This window comes from Lysinibacillus sp. NPDC056220, assembly GCF_049315265.1.
Lineage (GTDB): Bacteria > Bacillota > Bacilli > Bacillales_A > Planococcaceae > Lysinibacillus > Lysinibacillus pinottii.
Genome location: NZ_JBMOXD010000013.1, coordinates 39,197 through 54,798, shown reverse-complemented (window position 1 = coordinate 54,798; position 15,602 = coordinate 39,197). Strand labels below are relative to the sequence as shown.

General features: G+C 39.1%; 15 protein-coding genes. All 15 read right to left on the bottom strand.

Features of this window, described 5'->3' with window-relative positions; all coding sequences use genetic code 11:
* Nucleotides 1-583 precede the first annotated feature (583 nt).
* The 15 genes from ACOZBY_RS21390 to ftsH all read right to left on the bottom strand — a co-directional run bounded on the left by ACOZBY_RS21390 (nucleotide 584) and on the right by ftsH (nucleotide 15,600).
* Nucleotides 584-865, bottom strand: coding sequence for a hypothetical protein (locus ACOZBY_RS21390; RefSeq protein WP_012291910.1), 282 nt, complete (start codon nucleotides 863-865; stop codon nucleotides 584-586).
* A gap of 191 nt (nucleotides 866-1,056) precedes the next feature.
* Complete coding sequence (gene lysS, locus ACOZBY_RS21385; protein WP_012291909.1) at nucleotides 1,057-2,559, bottom strand: lysine--tRNA ligase; 1,503 nt, start codon at nucleotides 2,557-2,559, stop codon at nucleotides 1,057-1,059.
* A 178-nt stretch (nucleotides 2,560-2,737) separates the two neighbouring features.
* Entirely contained in the window at nucleotides 2,738-3,778 is a 1,041-nt protein-coding gene (dusB, locus tag ACOZBY_RS21380) for a tRNA dihydrouridine synthase DusB (RefSeq protein WP_012291908.1), read from the bottom strand.
* A 69-nt stretch (nucleotides 3,779-3,847) separates the two neighbouring features.
* Nucleotides 3,848-4,360, bottom strand: coding sequence for a 2-amino-4-hydroxy-6-hydroxymethyldihydropteridine diphosphokinase (gene folK / locus ACOZBY_RS21375; protein WP_012291907.1), 513 nt, complete (start codon nucleotides 4,358-4,360; stop codon nucleotides 3,848-3,850).
* On the bottom strand, nucleotides 4,360-4,725 hold the full coding sequence (gene folB, locus ACOZBY_RS21370) for a dihydroneopterin aldolase (RefSeq protein WP_012291906.1): 366 nt from the start codon (nucleotides 4,723-4,725) through the stop codon (nucleotides 4,360-4,362). Before folB ends, folK begins: the two co-directional genes overlap by 1 nt.
* Nucleotides 4,725-5,579 (bottom strand): dihydropteroate synthase, encoded by an 855-nt coding sequence (gene folP / locus ACOZBY_RS21365; protein WP_012291905.1) that lies wholly within the window; start codon nucleotides 5,577-5,579, stop codon nucleotides 4,725-4,727. Before folP ends, folB begins: the two co-directional genes overlap by 1 nt.
* Before the next feature lie 13 nt (nucleotides 5,580-5,592).
* Nucleotides 5,593-6,432: an aminodeoxychorismate lyase gene (gene pabC / locus ACOZBY_RS21360; protein ID WP_031416135.1), complete on the bottom strand. Its 840-nt coding sequence runs from the start codon at nucleotides 6,430-6,432 to the stop codon at nucleotides 5,593-5,595.
* Nucleotides 6,433-7,014, bottom strand: a complete 582-nt coding sequence (pabA, locus tag ACOZBY_RS21355) for an aminodeoxychorismate/anthranilate synthase component II (protein ID WP_012291903.1) — start codon at nucleotides 7,012-7,014, stop codon at nucleotides 6,433-6,435. It lies immediately after the preceding gene.
* Complete coding sequence (locus ACOZBY_RS21350; RefSeq protein ID WP_422762658.1) at nucleotides 7,011-8,420, bottom strand: anthranilate synthase component I family protein; 1,410 nt, start codon at nucleotides 8,418-8,420, stop codon at nucleotides 7,011-7,013. Before ACOZBY_RS21350 ends, pabA begins: the two co-directional genes overlap by 4 nt.
* A 150-nt stretch (nucleotides 8,421-8,570) precedes the next feature.
* Complete coding sequence (gene cysK, locus ACOZBY_RS21345) at nucleotides 8,571-9,500, bottom strand: cysteine synthase A (RefSeq protein ID WP_012291901.1); 930 nt, start codon at nucleotides 9,498-9,500, stop codon at nucleotides 8,571-8,573.
* A 275-nt stretch (nucleotides 9,501-9,775) separates the two neighbouring features.
* Nucleotides 9,776-10,747 carry a peptidyl-prolyl cis-trans isomerase gene (locus ACOZBY_RS21340; protein WP_012291900.1) on the bottom strand — a complete coding sequence of 324 codons (972 nt, stop codon included), beginning with the start codon at nucleotides 10,745-10,747 and terminating at the stop codon, nucleotides 9,776-9,778.
* Nucleotides 10,731-11,612 carry an Hsp33 family molecular chaperone HslO gene (gene hslO / locus ACOZBY_RS21335; RefSeq protein ID WP_031416131.1) on the bottom strand — a complete coding sequence of 294 codons (882 nt, stop codon included), beginning with the start codon at nucleotides 11,610-11,612 and terminating at the stop codon, nucleotides 10,731-10,733. Before hslO ends, ACOZBY_RS21340 begins: the two co-directional genes overlap by 17 nt.
* A gap of 21 nt (nucleotides 11,613-11,633) precedes the next feature.
* Nucleotides 11,634-12,401, bottom strand: coding sequence for a type III pantothenate kinase (locus ACOZBY_RS21330; protein ID WP_036160356.1), 768 nt, complete (start codon nucleotides 12,399-12,401; stop codon nucleotides 11,634-11,636).
* Nucleotides 12,402-12,579: 178 nt separating this feature from the next.
* On the bottom strand, nucleotides 12,580-13,413 hold the full coding sequence (locus ACOZBY_RS21325; protein ID WP_031416128.1) for an aldo/keto reductase: 834 nt from the start codon (nucleotides 13,411-13,413) through the stop codon (nucleotides 12,580-12,582).
* Between the two features lie 162 nt (nucleotides 13,414-13,575).
* Nucleotides 13,576-15,600, bottom strand: coding sequence for an ATP-dependent zinc metalloprotease FtsH (gene ftsH / locus ACOZBY_RS21320; RefSeq protein ID WP_036160354.1), 2,025 nt, complete (start codon nucleotides 15,598-15,600; stop codon nucleotides 13,576-13,578).
* Nucleotides 15,601-15,602: the final 2 nt, after the last annotated feature.

The following is a 15,602-nucleotide window of genomic DNA, read 5'->3' as shown; positions in this document are numbered from 1 at the left end:
TTGATGTCCAAAATTTTGTTTCGTTCACTAGCTAGGCTAGCTACTTAAAACTTTATTGATTACGTTTTGCTTGTTCAGTTTTCAAGGTTCATTTGGTTGCTAGTTTTTCAATAGCAACTCTTAAATTATAATGTACTCAGTCATCATTGTCAACAACTTTTTTTCAAAAAGTTTTTTCGTTCACAAGAGACAACTTTTAAATCTTATCACAATCACATTTCGATGTCAACATTTTTTTCGTTTGTCGAATCTTTATGATGGTGTTGTTCTTACGTCGTTTTAACGACAAGTAATAATTTATCATGTTCGCAATTACTTCGCAAGTGTTTTTTTCATAGAAATCAATATTATTGAAAAAACATGCATTAGTAAGCTATTTTATACACTTATGAGAATGTAGATTTTATATCATTCTCTGTTCTAACTTAAATGATTTGTTTTACTATACATTGCTTTCTTTTAAAACTCAACTAATTAAAAACTAAAACATATAAATATAAGCAGGAGTTAAAAGCATCCGCTTCATTTTCTCCTGCTTACTCAACTAAAAAACCTCATCGTTTGTTATTCAAGCTTCGCGCTACTACTTTAAGCCATCATCTTGTGGATCAACTATATTTAAGCACCACAGGAAATTATCCCATGCGGAATACCAGCCACTAAAAATTTCAGAAGAATCATCCCAACGAACATCAAACTTCTTATGTCCGTCGACCTCTACTAAATATAAAGTAAGATTCTCATCTTTTTTGGCAACTACTAATTTCATTCCATGCTCAAGTTCTTCTTCTGTAAATGGAACATCCGATACAGAACGTAATTGAGCCTGTTCAAATACTTGTTTGTTAATAATTTTGTAATTCATTATATGCCCCCAATAAAAGTACTTCTTTTTTATCTACTGTCATTTATAAAACATAGAACTATAAAAGTATAACCTAAATATAATCCACGTTTAAACAACTTAATTTTTTTAATACAAAAAAGAGGAGAATTGCCTTATCCAGCAAATTCCCCTCTTCATTCATTTTATTCTTACTAGAAAAGATGCTTCGACTATTTTGTAATATGACGCATTGTCGGGAATAATAATACATCACGAATGGATGGTGAGTTTGTTAATAGCATGATTAATCGGTCAATACCGATACCTAGTCCACCAGTTGGAGGCATACCATATTCCAAAGCTTCAATGAAATCATTGTCCATTTCATGCGCCTCATCATTACCAGCTGCTTTCTCCGCTAATTGTGCTTCAAAGCGCTGACGTTGATCGATTGGGTCATTTAATTCTGTGAAGGCATTTGCATGCTCACGACGAACAATAAATAGCTCAAAGCGATCTGTGAAACGCTCGTCCTCTGGATTTTTCTTTGCAAGAGGCGAGATTTCCACAGGGTGTCCATATACAAATGTAGGTTGTACTAACGTTTCTTCTATTTTTTGCTCAAAGAATTCATTGATAATATGACCTACTTCATGAACATCTTTCACTTCTACTCCATGTTCTTTAGCAAGAGCCTGAGCTTGCTCTTTTGTCATCGGCTGCCAGAAGTCTACACCAGTTGCTTCTTTTACGGCATCAACCATGTGAACTCGTTTCCAGCCCACTGCTAGGTTAATTTCATCTTCACCATATTGAACTGTAGTCGTTCCAAGAACTTCCTGAGCAACGTGAGCTATCAGGTTTTCAGTGAGAGACATGATATCTTGATAGTCAGCATATGCTTCATAGAGCTCAATCATTGTAAATTCAGGGTTATGGCGTGTAGAAATCCCTTCATTCCGGAATACACGACCGATCTCATAAACTTTTTCTAAACCACCTACAATTAGGCGTTTTAAGTGCAATTCGATTGCAATTCGCATATATAATTCCATATCAAGTGCATTATGATGAGTAATAAATGGACGAGCAGCCGCACCACCAGCAATTGTATGAAGCATTGGTGTTTCTACTTCTAAATATCCAGCGTTATCAAGATAGTTGCGGATAGCACGGATAATTTTAGAACGTGCTATAAATGTTAGTTTGCTGTCTTCATTCGTCATAAGATCTAAATAGCGTTGGCGATAACGTTGTTCAACATCCTGTAAACCATGGAATTTCTCTGGCATAGGACGTAGCGCCTTTGTTAGGAATGTGAATTCCTCTGCCTTTACTGAAAGCTCCCCAACCTGTGTACGGAATACATTTCCACGGATACCTACGATATCTCCCAAATCAGCTTGTTTAAATAATTCATACGCTTCTTCACCAACATGGTCTTGACGTACGTAGATTTGAATTTGGCCACCTAAATCCTGAATATGTGCAAAGCCAGCTTTTCCTTTACCGCGTTTTGTCATTATACGACCCGCAATAATAACCTCTTGCAGATTCTCTTCTAGCTGTTCTTTTGTTTGGTCTGCAAATTGCTCCTTTACTTCTGTTGACAAATGCGTACGCTCAAAACGGCTCCCAAATGGATCTTGTCCGTTCTCTAATATAGTCGTCATTTTTTGGCGTCTCACCAAAAGCTGGTCATTTAATTCTTCTATGTTTGACACTTGTTTCACTCCTTAAATAAATAGCGTTTACGTCCATAATATTTCTATTGTACACAATTTTAAAGCTGTAATCATCTGTTTCAGTTTATTTTCAACACAAGATTAGATAATTAATAATTCTAAAAATTAAAGGCCGTAAAATAAAAGCGTCTCTGTCAAAACTAGAGACGCCAACAATACCTTTATCTTAAATAATGAATTCTTTAGCTTCAGGAATGAAGAAATTGGACTCCGATTCTTCATACTCTCGTACAAGACCATTTAATAACGCGCGAAGCTCTGCTGCCGTTTCTGTTTGGTTAATAGCGTTCCGTGCTTTACCATTACCGCGAATCCCCTTCAAATACCATGAAGCATGCTTACGCATTTCACGAACTGCAATACCTTCTCCTTTTAATTGTAGAAGACGTTCAAAGTGAAGTAGACATACATCCATTTTTTCACGTACGCTCGGTTCTTCCTTTAATTCACCCGTTTCTAGGTATTGAACTGTACGATAAATCATCCATGGGTTACCCAAAGCAGCACGACCAATCATCACTGCATCTACACCTGTCGTTTCAAGCATACGTTTAGCATCCTGTGGTGTTTCTACATCACCGTTACCAAGAACAGGAATTTTCACGTTTTCCTTTACCTGACGAATGATATCCCAATTCGCCTTCCCTTCGTACATTTGTACACGGGTACGACCATGAACTGCTACCGCTGATGCTCCAGCACGCTCAACAGCCTGGGCATTTTCAATAGCGAAGATATGCTCGTCATCCCAACCAATTCGCATTTTTACGCTAATAGGTTTTTTCACTGCATCCACCACAGCCGCTACCATTTCATACACTTTATTGGGATCTAATAGTAACCGTGCTCCCGCTTCACATTTAATAATTTTATTAACAGGGCATCCCATATTGATATCAATAATATCAGCGGTTGTATTTTGATCTACATACTTAGCTGCCTCTACTAACGTTTCTTTATCTCCACCAAAAATTTGCAGTGACAGGGGATTTTCACGTTCATCGATATAAAGCATACCTAATGTTTTTTCGTTTTTTTGAACAATGCCCTTATCACTAATCATTTCAGCATATACGAGCCCTGCTCCAAATTCCTTTACGGTTAAGCGGAAAGCAGAATTACAAATTCCAGCCATTGGAGCTAATACAACACGGTTGTCCATGACAATATCGCCAATTCGAAAGGGCTTCTCTGTTGTTTGACTCAACGTTGTCTTCCTCCTATATAGGCATGTACCTATTTATCCTTAATTAAAAATTTTATATAAAGCGCCTACCTAATTCACTGTAAGAGGTTCGTTAGTTGGCTTCCACAAGCTGATACCTTCACTCTCACAGTCCATCTGTTGCAATAAATGATGTGCTTGTTGTAGCTGACCTCCGAATGGCGTTGGAGTAATCTCTACTAATGGCACTAAGACGAAAGCTCGCTCATACATTCTTGGGTGAGGAACAATTAGGTTCTCTGTTTCAATATTTTCGTGATTGTAAAGTAAAATGTCAAGGTCGATAATTCGTGGACCCCAACGAAATTCTCGCACACGTCCTAGTTCCTGTTCAATTGATTGGCAAATCTTCAGCATTTCAGTAGATGATGCATCGGTTTTGAGATGAACAGCAATATTCAAAAAATCTGCCTGATCTGTATAGCCTACTGCTGCCGTTTCATAAACCGACGAAACACGAACAACCTCAATGTTCACCTTCTCTCTTAAGAGAGCAATAGCCTTTTGAAGGTTTTCATATCTCTCACCCATATTTGTACCTATTGATAGATAGACATCTTTCATTAAAAATCACCTCTCGTTACTTCAACAGACACTTCTTTGTAATAGCCATGAATTGGTGGGTCTGGCTTGATCAGTTCTACACGGACACCTTTTACTTTTTCGGGGTAGGTTGTTAAGATCACGTTTGCTATTTTTACAACAAGTGCCTCAATAAGCTTAAAAGGTTCTCCTTCAACAATATCACGGCACACTGCATAGACCTCTGCATAATTTACTGTATAGGCTAGGTCATCCGTTTCTCCAGCCATGGTCATATCTACAGCCAGCGAAACATTTGCTCGAAAACGTTGACCAAGAGTTGTTTCTGCCGCTAATACGCCATGGTAACCATAAAACTGCATATCCTTTAAATGAATGTAATCCATTATGCCTCCTCCTTATACAGTCGCTTTCCTACTAACACATCCGCCATATGTGCTGCACGTGCCATTTCCTTTACATCATGAACACGTATCATATGACAGCCCTTTTCAATTCCATAAACTACCGTTGCTCCCGTGCCTTCAAGACGTTCATCCACAGGTAGCTTCAGCACATTACCAATCATAGATTTACGTGATGTTGCTAAAAGTACAGGGTAGCCCATCTCCACTAAATCCTCTAAGTGTTGCATCATGGCTATATTATGCTCAGTATTTTTGGCAAAGCCAATGCCAGGATCTAGGATAATATGATGATCAGGAACCCCTGCTTGATGTGCGATAACAATACTTTTTTCTATGTCTGCCTTTGCCGATGCCCAAAAATCAACACCATAATCCAAATTTTCACGATTGTGCATTAAAATTATTGGCACATGTAAATCAGCAGCAACCTGTGCAATTTCCGGTTCAGCTTTTGCTCCCCAAATATCATTTATCATATGTGCTCCTGCCTCAATGGCCGCTCGCGCTACATTTGCTTTATACGTATCCACCGAAATAATGGCATCTACTTCTTTCAGCAATGCTTGTATAACAGGTACAATACGTGCAATTTCTTTTTCATCTGAAATACGCTCGTAACCTGGACGTGTAGACTCTCCGCCTACATCAATTATTTTAGCCCCATCAGCCACCATTTTTTTTGCTTGAGCTACCGCAGCTTCGACACTGTTGAACTTTCCTCCATCAGAGAAGGAATCTGGTGTAACATTTAGAATACCCATTACAAAGGTTTCTTTCGTAAAATCTAATGGAATACCATTAATCGTTAATGGTTTCATATATTTTTCTAGCATAAAAACGCTCCTTCTATCGTTGCTCCACTTCTTGAGCAAATGCATCATGCAAACGCATATAAACAGGTCCTCTATTACCTAATAATTGCTGGTTCTCTACGTTAATGATTGGTACAAGCTCCTGCACAGAATTGGTAATAAAGCATTCCGTACTTTGTTGTAAATCTTCCTTCCTATAAAAGCCTTCGCTTACCTCAATACCCAGGGCATTGGCTTTCTTAATAACCCAAGCTCGAACAATGCCAGGTAGTATACCTGTTTCCAAGGAAGGCGTATATAGTATATCATTTTTTACCCAAAAAACATTTGAGGTCACACCTTCAGCAACGTAGCCTGCTTCCGTTAAAAAGAAGCCTTCTTGTTCCGCCAATGATGGTAGCTCAAAACGCCCCAGCACATTGTTGCCAAAGTGATGTGATTTAACTCGCAGCCCTTGTTCAGGTGAATTACGTGGTGTAGTAAGCCATTGAGCAGTCTTTTCAGTTCCACGAGGTGTATCCTGTAATTCCTTACGAAAGAGAATGACGTTGGGTGTTGTGTATTCTGTTGGCTGTAAACCAATATTATGTTCACCTGCTGAAACATTAAGGCGGAAATAGCCATCCTGACCGCCGGCTTGTTGATTTAATTGTTGCACAACCTCCAGTAATACACTTTCAGGATAGGTAAGATGAATGCGATATTGCGATAGAGCCTGCTGTAACCTTTCCATATGTGCGTCCCATCCAAATACTTGTCCTTTATATGTTCGGAATGTTTCAAAGAAGCCCAAACCATATAAAAAACCGTGGTCAAAGGGGGAAATCCGCAGATCCTTTTCTGCCATATAGCTTCCGTTTATCCAGCACCGCATCTATTTCACTCCTTCTACGTACATTTCTATAAATTGACGCAGGAGTTTTTTTCCTTGCTCAGTCATAATAGATTCTGGGTGATATTGTACGCCCTCTATTGGATAATCCTTGTGACGAAGTCCCATAATTTCTCCCTCTTCTGTCCAAGCGGTTACTTCTAGGCACGTCGGTAGCGTCTCTTTTTCGACAATAAGAGAATGATAGCGAGTAGCTTGAAATGGGTTTGGCATAGCTTTATGTAAACCAACTTCAGCATGTAATACAGGGGATGTCTTCCCATGCATAAGGCGCTCAGCTCGGATTACCTGGCCGCCAAACACTTGTGCAATAGCCTGATGTCCAAGACATACTCCTAAAATCGGAATATTTCCCGCGAAATATCGGATAATGTTCAGACTTTCACCAGCCTCATTTGGGCTACACGGCCCCGGTGAAATAACTATCATATCAGGTGCAAGTTGTTCGATGTCCTCTATTGTTAATACATCATTTCGTTTTACTATTATTTCATGTCCAAATTCCCCCAAATATTGTACGATATTATAAATAAATGAATCATAGTTATCAATCATTAAAATCATTTTGCTCGCTCCTCCGCCATTGCCTTAGCCTGCCACATTGCCTTCGCCTTATTTAAAGATTCCTGATATTCTCTTGCTGGAACAGAATCAATGACAATACCAGCCCCTGCCTGAATATGGGCAACCCCATCTTTTATAAATGCTGTACGGATTACAATATTAAACTCCATATCTCCGGTATAGCCGAGCCAACCAATAGAACCAGTGTATAGACCACGTCGCACAGGCTCTAACTCTTCGATAATCTCCATTGTACGTATCTTTGGTGCACCAGTAATAGTACCTCCTGGGAACATTGCACGGATAACATCAGCATTTGTTTTACCTTCTGCTATTTCTCCCCTAACATTCGATACAATGTGCATGACATGCGAATAGCGTTCAATGACCATAAATTCATCCACTTCTACTGTTCCATAGGTTGATACTCGTCCTAAATCATTACGCTCTAAATCTACTAACATCACGTGTTCTGCGCGTTCTTTATCATTGTCAATTAATTCTTGAGCTAATGCTAAATCTTCCTCTTCAGATTTCCCTCTTGGTCGAGTTCCTGCAATTGGTCTCGTCGATAACTCTTTACCCTGGCGTTTGACTAAAAGCTCGGGTGATCCAGAAACAACTGCAAAATCTGGAGCTTCCATATAAGCCATATAAGGTGACGGATTAAAGGCTCGTAATGCCTCATATACATCCATCGCTGTCGCACTTAGATTTTTGGATTGACGAACTGATAAATTAACCTGAAAAACATCACCTTCCGCGATATAGGTTTGTATTTTCTTCACCGCCGCCTCAAATTCAGTCCCTGCGAATGACACAAGCAATTCACTCTCGTCATTGTCTACTTCTATAGCATTTGTTTTTTCAAATTTGCGCGTAGCTAATCCATCTTGGGCTGCAACTTGCCAATTAGTAGCCCACTCATCTAGGTCAACAACACAATCTTCTAGCTTCATTAACGTGACCGTATTGCTTTTCACATCGTGTACTGCCCAGCAATCAAACAAATAAAAGAAAATATCGGGTATATGCAAATCATCTATAGCTGTATTGGGAAGCACTTCTATATTGCGCGCATAATCATATGTCACAAATCCAATTGCCCCCCCCTGAAAGATTGGAAGCTCCACATTATAAGAAACTTGATAATCCGCCACGAGCTCTTCTAGTAACGCAAGAGATTCACCTGGTAAAACTTCACTTCTACCGTTTCTCCAATTTACTAAAAGTCCGTTCTCTACTGCTTGTGCAGTTGCTAATGGATTCCAAGCTGCTATTGTAAAATGACCACCCCGTCCACTTTCTAAAAAGACATGCGAATGTTGTGTCTCTGTTTGCTTTTTATAACTATAAAAAAATGAATCTGCATCCATCTCTACTGTTTTCGTCAGAATTGTCTTCAAGTTAGTTTTCCCCTTTTAAATCATATGATGTGATTCCATCTTAACTTGAATATTACTTAGAAGCGAATATTTTTATAAGGCTCTATGAAATTCTAAGCGCACTAAAAAAGACCCCCTCATCATGTAGGAGTCTTTTTGTATTAACTTATATTAGTCTTCAAATTGATAGAGAGGTGTTGATAGGTAACGTTCACCATTAGAAGGCACAATAGCAAGCACATTCGAACCCTTACCTAAACGTTTTGCAGCTTCAATGGCAGCATAGATTGCAGCGCCAGATGAAATACCACATAAGATACCTTCTTCACGCGCTACTTTACGAGCTACCTCAAAAGCTACCTCGTTTTCAACAGGGAATACAGAAGAATAGATATCTGTATCTAAAACTGTCGGCACAAATCCTGCTCCAATCCCTTGAATTTTATGTGGACCTGGTTGACCACCCGAAAGAACAGGTGAATCTTTTGGTTCTACAGCGATAATTTCAATAGTTGGATACTTTTCTTTTAATACGGAACCAGCACCTGTAATAGTACCACCTGTACCAACCCCAGCTACAAATGCATCTAGCGTTAAGCCATCAAATGCTTCAACAATTTCAGGACCTGTAGTTAGACGGTGAATAACAGCATTCGCTGGATTTGTGAATTGTTGTGGCAGGAAATAGCCATGCTCTGCAGATAATTCTTCCGCTTTAGCAATCGCGCCTTTCATCCCTGCTGGTCCAGGAGTTAAGACAAGCTCCGCACCATAAGCACGAAGTAGGTTTCGACGCTCTAGACTCATTGTTTCTGGCATTACTAAAATTGCTTTATAGCCTTTAGCAGCAGCTATCATCGCAAGACCAATACCTGTGTTGCCAGACGTCGGCTCGATAATCGTACCACCAGGCTGTAACGTTCCATCTTTTTCTGCCGCTTCAATCATTGCTAAAGCTAAACGGTCTTTCACTGAGCTTCCCGGATTAAAATACTCTAATTTTACATAAACAGTACCTTCATTTTCACTTGTTGCATGATTTAATTTAACGATTGGTGTTTTACCAACTAATTCAGCTATTGAGTTTGCTAATCTACTCATTTAATAATCCACTCCCAATCCCTACTATTTTTATAGGTTTTACTTATTTTGTATTTTATCAATTTTTCCATTCGATTGTCAATAAATAAAACTTGTATTTTCAGAATATTTATCTACCGTCAGTGGATAGAATATTTTACAGTCAATCAAACATCGCACAAAGATAAAAAGAATCTACAACATTTGTCGGGTAAGTCCATTCTGATGACTTCAAATGTCTGCAAGTTGTTTCAGACTCATGCTACCCGCAAACAACTTGCAGATTCCTCTATTTATTATTTTTCTTTTTTAGATTCTCCATAATACCACGTAGCATTAAATTCAGACCAAAACGCTTCTGGTGTAACAGATTGTGGCAACTGCTCTAAAGCCAATTCACGCTCGATATGTTCTTTCACATCGTCATATGTAAAGGATTGTCCCTCTAAAATCTCTTGCACCTGAACAATGCCATAATGACCATTATCTAACTTAAAGGCTTTACTTACCTCATTAACCTTTGTAGACTTCACAGCATTAATAATGGCAGGGTCCACGTTTTCCTGATTTTCCGTCAGGAAACCAACATCTCCCCCTAGGCTTGCGGAAGCACTGTCTAAGGAAATCTCGCGGGCTAGCACTGAAAAATCAGAGCCATTTTTTAACTCACCCAACGCCTCATCAGCAGCTTTCTTGGCGTCAACCTCGATAAAATTGGTACGATAGCTTGTTTTTGTATTGTAAAGTCCCTGATTTTCCTCATAGTACTTTTCAATACTCTCTTCATTTATCACTACATCTTTCGTGAGTACCTTATCTAAAATAAGTTGTGAACGAATTTTTTGGCGAAGTTGCTCCGCAGTAAGGTTTTGCATCGCTGTATCAAATTTATCTTGAGCAGAGCGCATTAAGGCTAACTCGAGATCAATTTCTTGATCAGTAACTTTTATTTTATATGTCTTTGCAGCCTTTTCCATTACAGTTTCATTGACTAAACTTTGTAGGGTTTCTTTGCCATATCGTTCTTCCATAGCAATCATCCACTCTTGTCGCGTGATAACATCCCCGTCAATGGCAGCGACTTGTTCGTCGCTACCAATCTCCTGACCTTTATTTGGGATGACCCATCCAATGAACCATAAAATATTACCTAATAACAATACGGCAATGACAGCCAAAGCTGGTTTGGTTTTTAAACGGCGCTGTAATAAAGGGGTTTGGTTTGTTGTTGCAGTGGCAGAAGGTCGTCTATTACGATTTGAGCTCATCAATAAACCCTTCTAACTCTTCTTTTGAAAAATGATAGGTCTCTAAGCAGAAATGACATTGTGCATCAGCACTGCCATCCTCTTCAATCATTTCTTTAATTTCTGCTATTCCTAGACCTAAAATTGCTGCACCAAACCGTTCTTTTGAACATTGACATTTAAATTCAACTGGCATGGAATCTAAAATTTGTAGATGTCCATTGCCTAATACAGCTTCTAAAATTTGCTCCGGTGTAAAGCCTTTTTCAATCATTTTCGAAACCGGCTCTATTGTAGCAAGATGCTGTTCGATTTCATTAATTGTTTCTTCTTCACAACCTGGCATTAATTGTAGAATAAATCCCCCTGCTGCAAGAATAGTGTTGTCCGGATTAACCAATACACCCAAACCAACTGATGAAGGTACTTGCTCAGAAGTAGCGAAATAATAAGTAAAATCTTCAGCTATTTCACCTGAAACAATGGGCGTTTGACCCGAAAACATATCTCGTAAACCAAGGTCCTTAACGATTGTTAGAGCTCCTTCAGTTCCAACACCTGCTCGAACATCCAGCTTACCCTGCTCGTTTAAATCGAAATGAACATGAGGATTCGTGACAAATCCACGTACTTCTCCATGTGCATTACTATCGATTACCATTGGACCAATCGGACCATTACCCTCAATCTTAATAGTGATCTTCTCTTCACCTTTTAACATAGCACCCATCATGACAGCCGCCGTCATTGAGCGTCCTAGAGCCGCTGATACTACTGGCCATGTATCGTGACGACGTTGCGCTTCTGCAACCGTTGCTGTTGTACGAGCAGCAAACACACGAACCTGTCCATTAAATCCTAAACCTCTAACTAAATAGTCCTTCATAAATGAAATGTCCCTCATTTCTTATTGGTTACGTTTATATAGTTTATATAAACCCTTTAGCGTTAAAAACGGATCCACAACATCAATAATTTGCGTTTCCCCTGCAATTAGATTTGCTAATCCACCTGTAGCAATTACTAATGGTTCCTCTTTACTTTGTCCCTTCATCCGATTAACAATGCCCTCAACTTGTCCTACGAAGCCATAAAAAATTCCGGCCTGCATGGCGGAAACGGTTGTTTTTCCTACAATATGTGCAGGTCTTACTATTTCAATACGAGGCAATCTAGCAGCCTGCGTATAAAGTGCCTCTGTAGAAATGGTAATACCTGGGGCAATAGCACCACCCATGTAATCGCCTTTTTCGTTTAAATAGCAGTAGGTTGTTGCTGTACCAAAATCAACTATAATACAAGGTGCTTTATATAAGTCTAAAGCTGCTATCGCGTTGACAATACGGTCAGAACCAACCTCGCGAGGATTTTCGTATTTAATATTCAAACCTGTTTTGACACCAGGACCCACTACTAGAGGTTTTTTTCGAAAATACTTTTGACACATTGCCTCTAATGAATACATAATCGGTGGCACAACTGAAGATATAATAATGCCCGTTACTTGTTCAAATGAAATACCTGCATGATTAAAAAACGAAAGAACTTGCATAGCATATTCATCTTCTGTTTTATAAAGGTCTGTCACCATACGCCAATGGAAGGCTAATTGTTCTTTGTCATCATACACACCTAACACAATATTAGAATTCCCTGCATCTAGAACTAAAATCAAGGTTGACACCCCCATATCATCATTGTAACTTTCGTCAACCTACTGTTACAACTTACATTATCCATCTAACTTGAAGTTAAAACACTTTAGAAAATGATACCATACTTTTTATCCGAGGAAATAGTATTCCAGCCTTCTTTAAAAAAGAGCATCCTTAGTTAGGACGCTCCTTAAAAAATTATTTGAAATTAAATTTTTCCGGATCTGGACCACAGCGTAATCCGTCATTTAAAGCATCCAATTGAGTCATTTCATCATCTGTTAATGCAAAGTCAAAAATATCAAGGTTTTCAATCATACGAGTTTCTGTCATCGTTTTCGGGATGGTTACAACGTTATGCTGTACATCGTAGCGTAATACGATTTGAGCAGGCGTTTTACCATACTTAGATGCTAACTCTTGAATCAATGCTTCCTCCAATAATGCGCCGTTCATTAAAGGAGACCAAGCCTCTACTTGGATACCCTTGTCTGTACAATAAGCACGCACTTCCTCTTGTGTTAAATGAGGATGGAATTCAATTTGATTAATAACAGGGACAACTGTAGCTTCTTTCAAAAGATATTCTAAATGGTGTACATGGAAATTACTAACACCAATTGAACGCACACGGCCATCTTGATATATTTTTTCGAGTGCCTTATAGACATCCAAATAATTTGTGTCAATGCCTGGCCAATGCACTAAGTAAAGATCCAAATAGTCTAACCCTATTTTCTCTAAACTGCTATCATAAGCAGCAAGTGTTTCTTCATAGGAAAGTCCATCGTTCCAAACTTTAGATGTTATAAATAATTCTTCACGAGTTACCAAACCTTCTTCAATGGCTGCTCTTATACCCCGTCCAACACTTTCTTCATTACGATATACTTGTGCCGTATCAATGCTTCGATAACCTTTCGCAATAGCCGTTTTTACTGCTTCAGCTAAATCCTCACCTTCCGGAACACGAAATACACCGTAACCAACCAAAGGCATTTTAAGTCCATTATTCAATGTTACAGTTCCCATGCGCAAACACTCCTATCGATTTTTATTTACAAATACATCTTGTCTACATCATAAGTGCAGAGTCACATGTAGCTATCTTTCACTAATATCCTAATGCTTCTTCATAATAAAAGGCAAAGAAAAAGGCTGTTTACTCATTTTACAGTAAACAGCCTTTTCAATTTATTCACGTTTTTCGTCGATACCCTTAGGTGTATCATTAGATTCCTTGCCTTCTTTTGCAAGGTCTAAAGTTGTTGGATTTGGGTCTTTACTTAAAAGCTCTTTTTCAACAACTGGTTCACCAATCGTATCTAACGTTGGCTTCGCTTCCACTTTCGGAGTGTTATTCCCCTCAACGATAGCCTCTGGTTCTGGTAAAACACCATGATCACGCAAATGCTCGATTTCCTGCGCATTTAATGTTTCTTTCTCCATTAATGTGTTAGCGATTAAATCAAGTAACTCACGTTTCTCTGTCAGAATACGTTTTGTACGCTCATATTGCGTATCGATAATTTTTTGCATTTCTTTATCAATTTCATAAGCTATTGAATCAGAGTAATTTTGGTCAGAATTAAAGTCGCGGCCAAGGAATACATTTCCACCCTGACTTGAACCGAATTGCATTGCACCAAGATTTTCACTCATTCCATATTCAGTAACCATTGCACGAGCGATACTTGTAACCTTTTGGAAATCGTTATGTGCCCCCGTAGAGACTTCACCAAGAACGATTTCTTCAGCTACGCGACCACCAAGCAGTCCTGCAATACGGTCTAAAAGCTCTTGTCTTGTTGTAAAGAAACGTTCTTCCTTCGGTAACATAATGGCATATCCACCCGCTTGACCGCGTGGAACAATTGTTACTTTGTGAACTGTATCTGCTTCATCAAGCTCTAGACCCACAACTACGTGACCAGCTTCATGGAAGGATACAAGTTTTTTCTCTTTGGCTGAATATACTCGGCTCGCTTTAGCTGGACCAGCGATTACACGGTCAGAAGCTTCATCGATATCTGCCATATTAATGGTACGTTTACTTTTACGAGCTGCTACAAGTGCGGCCTCGTTAAGTAAGTTTTCTAAATCTGCACCTGAGAAACCTGGCGTACGTTGTGCAACTGCTGCTAAATCAACTGTATCTGCTAAAGGCTTATTTCGTGCATGTACCTTGAGAATCGCCTCACGTCCTTTTACATCAGGATGTCCTACTGTAATTTGACGGTCAAAACGACCTGGACGTAATAACGCTTTATCTAAAATATCTGGTCTGTTTGTCGCAGCGATGATAATAATACCCTCGTTTGCTCCGAAACCATCCATTTCAACTAACAACTGGTTCAGTGTTTGTTCACGCTCGTCATGACCCCCGCCTAGACCAGCGCCACGTTGACGACCTACTGCATCAATTTCATCTATAAAGATGATACATGGTGCATTTTTCTTTGCATTTTCGAATAGGTCTCGGACACGTGATGCACCGACACCGACAAACATTTCTACGAAGTCAGAACCTGAAATAGAGAAGAAAGGAACGCCTGCTTCGCCCGCCACCGCACGTGCAAGTAATGTTTTACCTGTACCTGGAGGACCTACAAGTAAGATACCTTTTGGAATACGCGCACCAATTTCTGTGAATTTTCGATGGTCTTTTAAGAAGTCTACAACTTCTACAAGCTCCGCTTTCTCTTCATCAGCACCTGCTACATCTGTAAAACGAACCTTTTTCTTTTGGTCATCATAAAGTTTAGCTTTACTTTTACCAAAGCTCATCACTTTATTACCGCCACCTTGAGATTGGCTCATTAGGAAGAAGAACAAGAAAATGATGATAATGAAAGGAATAATCCCTGTAAAGAATTGAATCCATCCGCTCGTTTCTGGCGCCGCTAAATATTTAATATTACTATTTTTTTCCTTAGCAGCCTCATCAATGCGATCCATTAATGATTGGTTATCGCGAGGGATATTCACTGTAAAGCTTTGACCCTTTTCATAACCTTTCAATGTACCTTCAACGACGTAAACTGATTTATCAGGTTGAATTGTAGCACTTGTTATTTCTTTCTTATCTAGAGCTTGTTGGAACTCATGATAAGTTAACTCTTTCGTTGGTGACTTACCACCATTGAAAGTACCAAAAATACCGATAATCACTAGGAAAATCAGTAGATAGAATATGGTATATCGAAATATTCGATTCATCT

Coding starts and splice junctions, on each gene's coding strand:
- ACOZBY_RS21390 (WP_012291910.1), bottom strand. CDS start 865: ATGAATTACAAAATTATTAACAAACAAGTATTTGAACAGGCTCAATTA.
- folK (WP_012291907.1), bottom strand. CDS start 4,360: ATGAAAGATGTCTATCTATCAATAGGTACAAATATGGGTGAGAGATAT.
- folB (WP_012291906.1), bottom strand. CDS start 4,725: ATGGATTACATTCATTTAAAGGATATGCAGTTTTATGGTTACCATGGC.
- folP (WP_012291905.1), bottom strand. CDS start 5,579: ATGCTAGAAAAATATATGAAACCATTAACGATTAATGGTATTCCATTA.
- pabC (WP_031416135.1), bottom strand. CDS start 6,432: ATGCGGTGCTGGATAAACGGAAGCTATATGGCAGAAAAGGATCTGCGG.
- pabA (WP_012291903.1), bottom strand. CDS start 7,014: ATGATTTTAATGATTGATAACTATGATTCATTTATTTATAATATCGTA.
- cysK (WP_012291901.1), bottom strand. CDS start 9,500: ATGAGTAGATTAGCAAACTCAATAGCTGAATTAGTTGGTAAAACACCA.
- ACOZBY_RS21340 (WP_012291900.1), bottom strand. CDS start 10,747: ATGAGCTCAAATCGTAATAGACGACCTTCTGCCACTGCAACAACAAAC.
- hslO (WP_031416131.1), bottom strand. CDS start 11,612: ATGAAGGACTATTTAGTTAGAGGTTTAGGATTTAATGGACAGGTTCGT.
- ACOZBY_RS21325 (WP_031416128.1), bottom strand. CDS start 13,413: ATGGGAACTGTAACATTGAATAATGGACTTAAAATGCCTTTGGTTGGT.
- ftsH (WP_036160354.1), bottom strand. CDS start 15,600: ATGAATCGAATATTTCGATATACCATATTCTATCTACTGATTTTCCTA.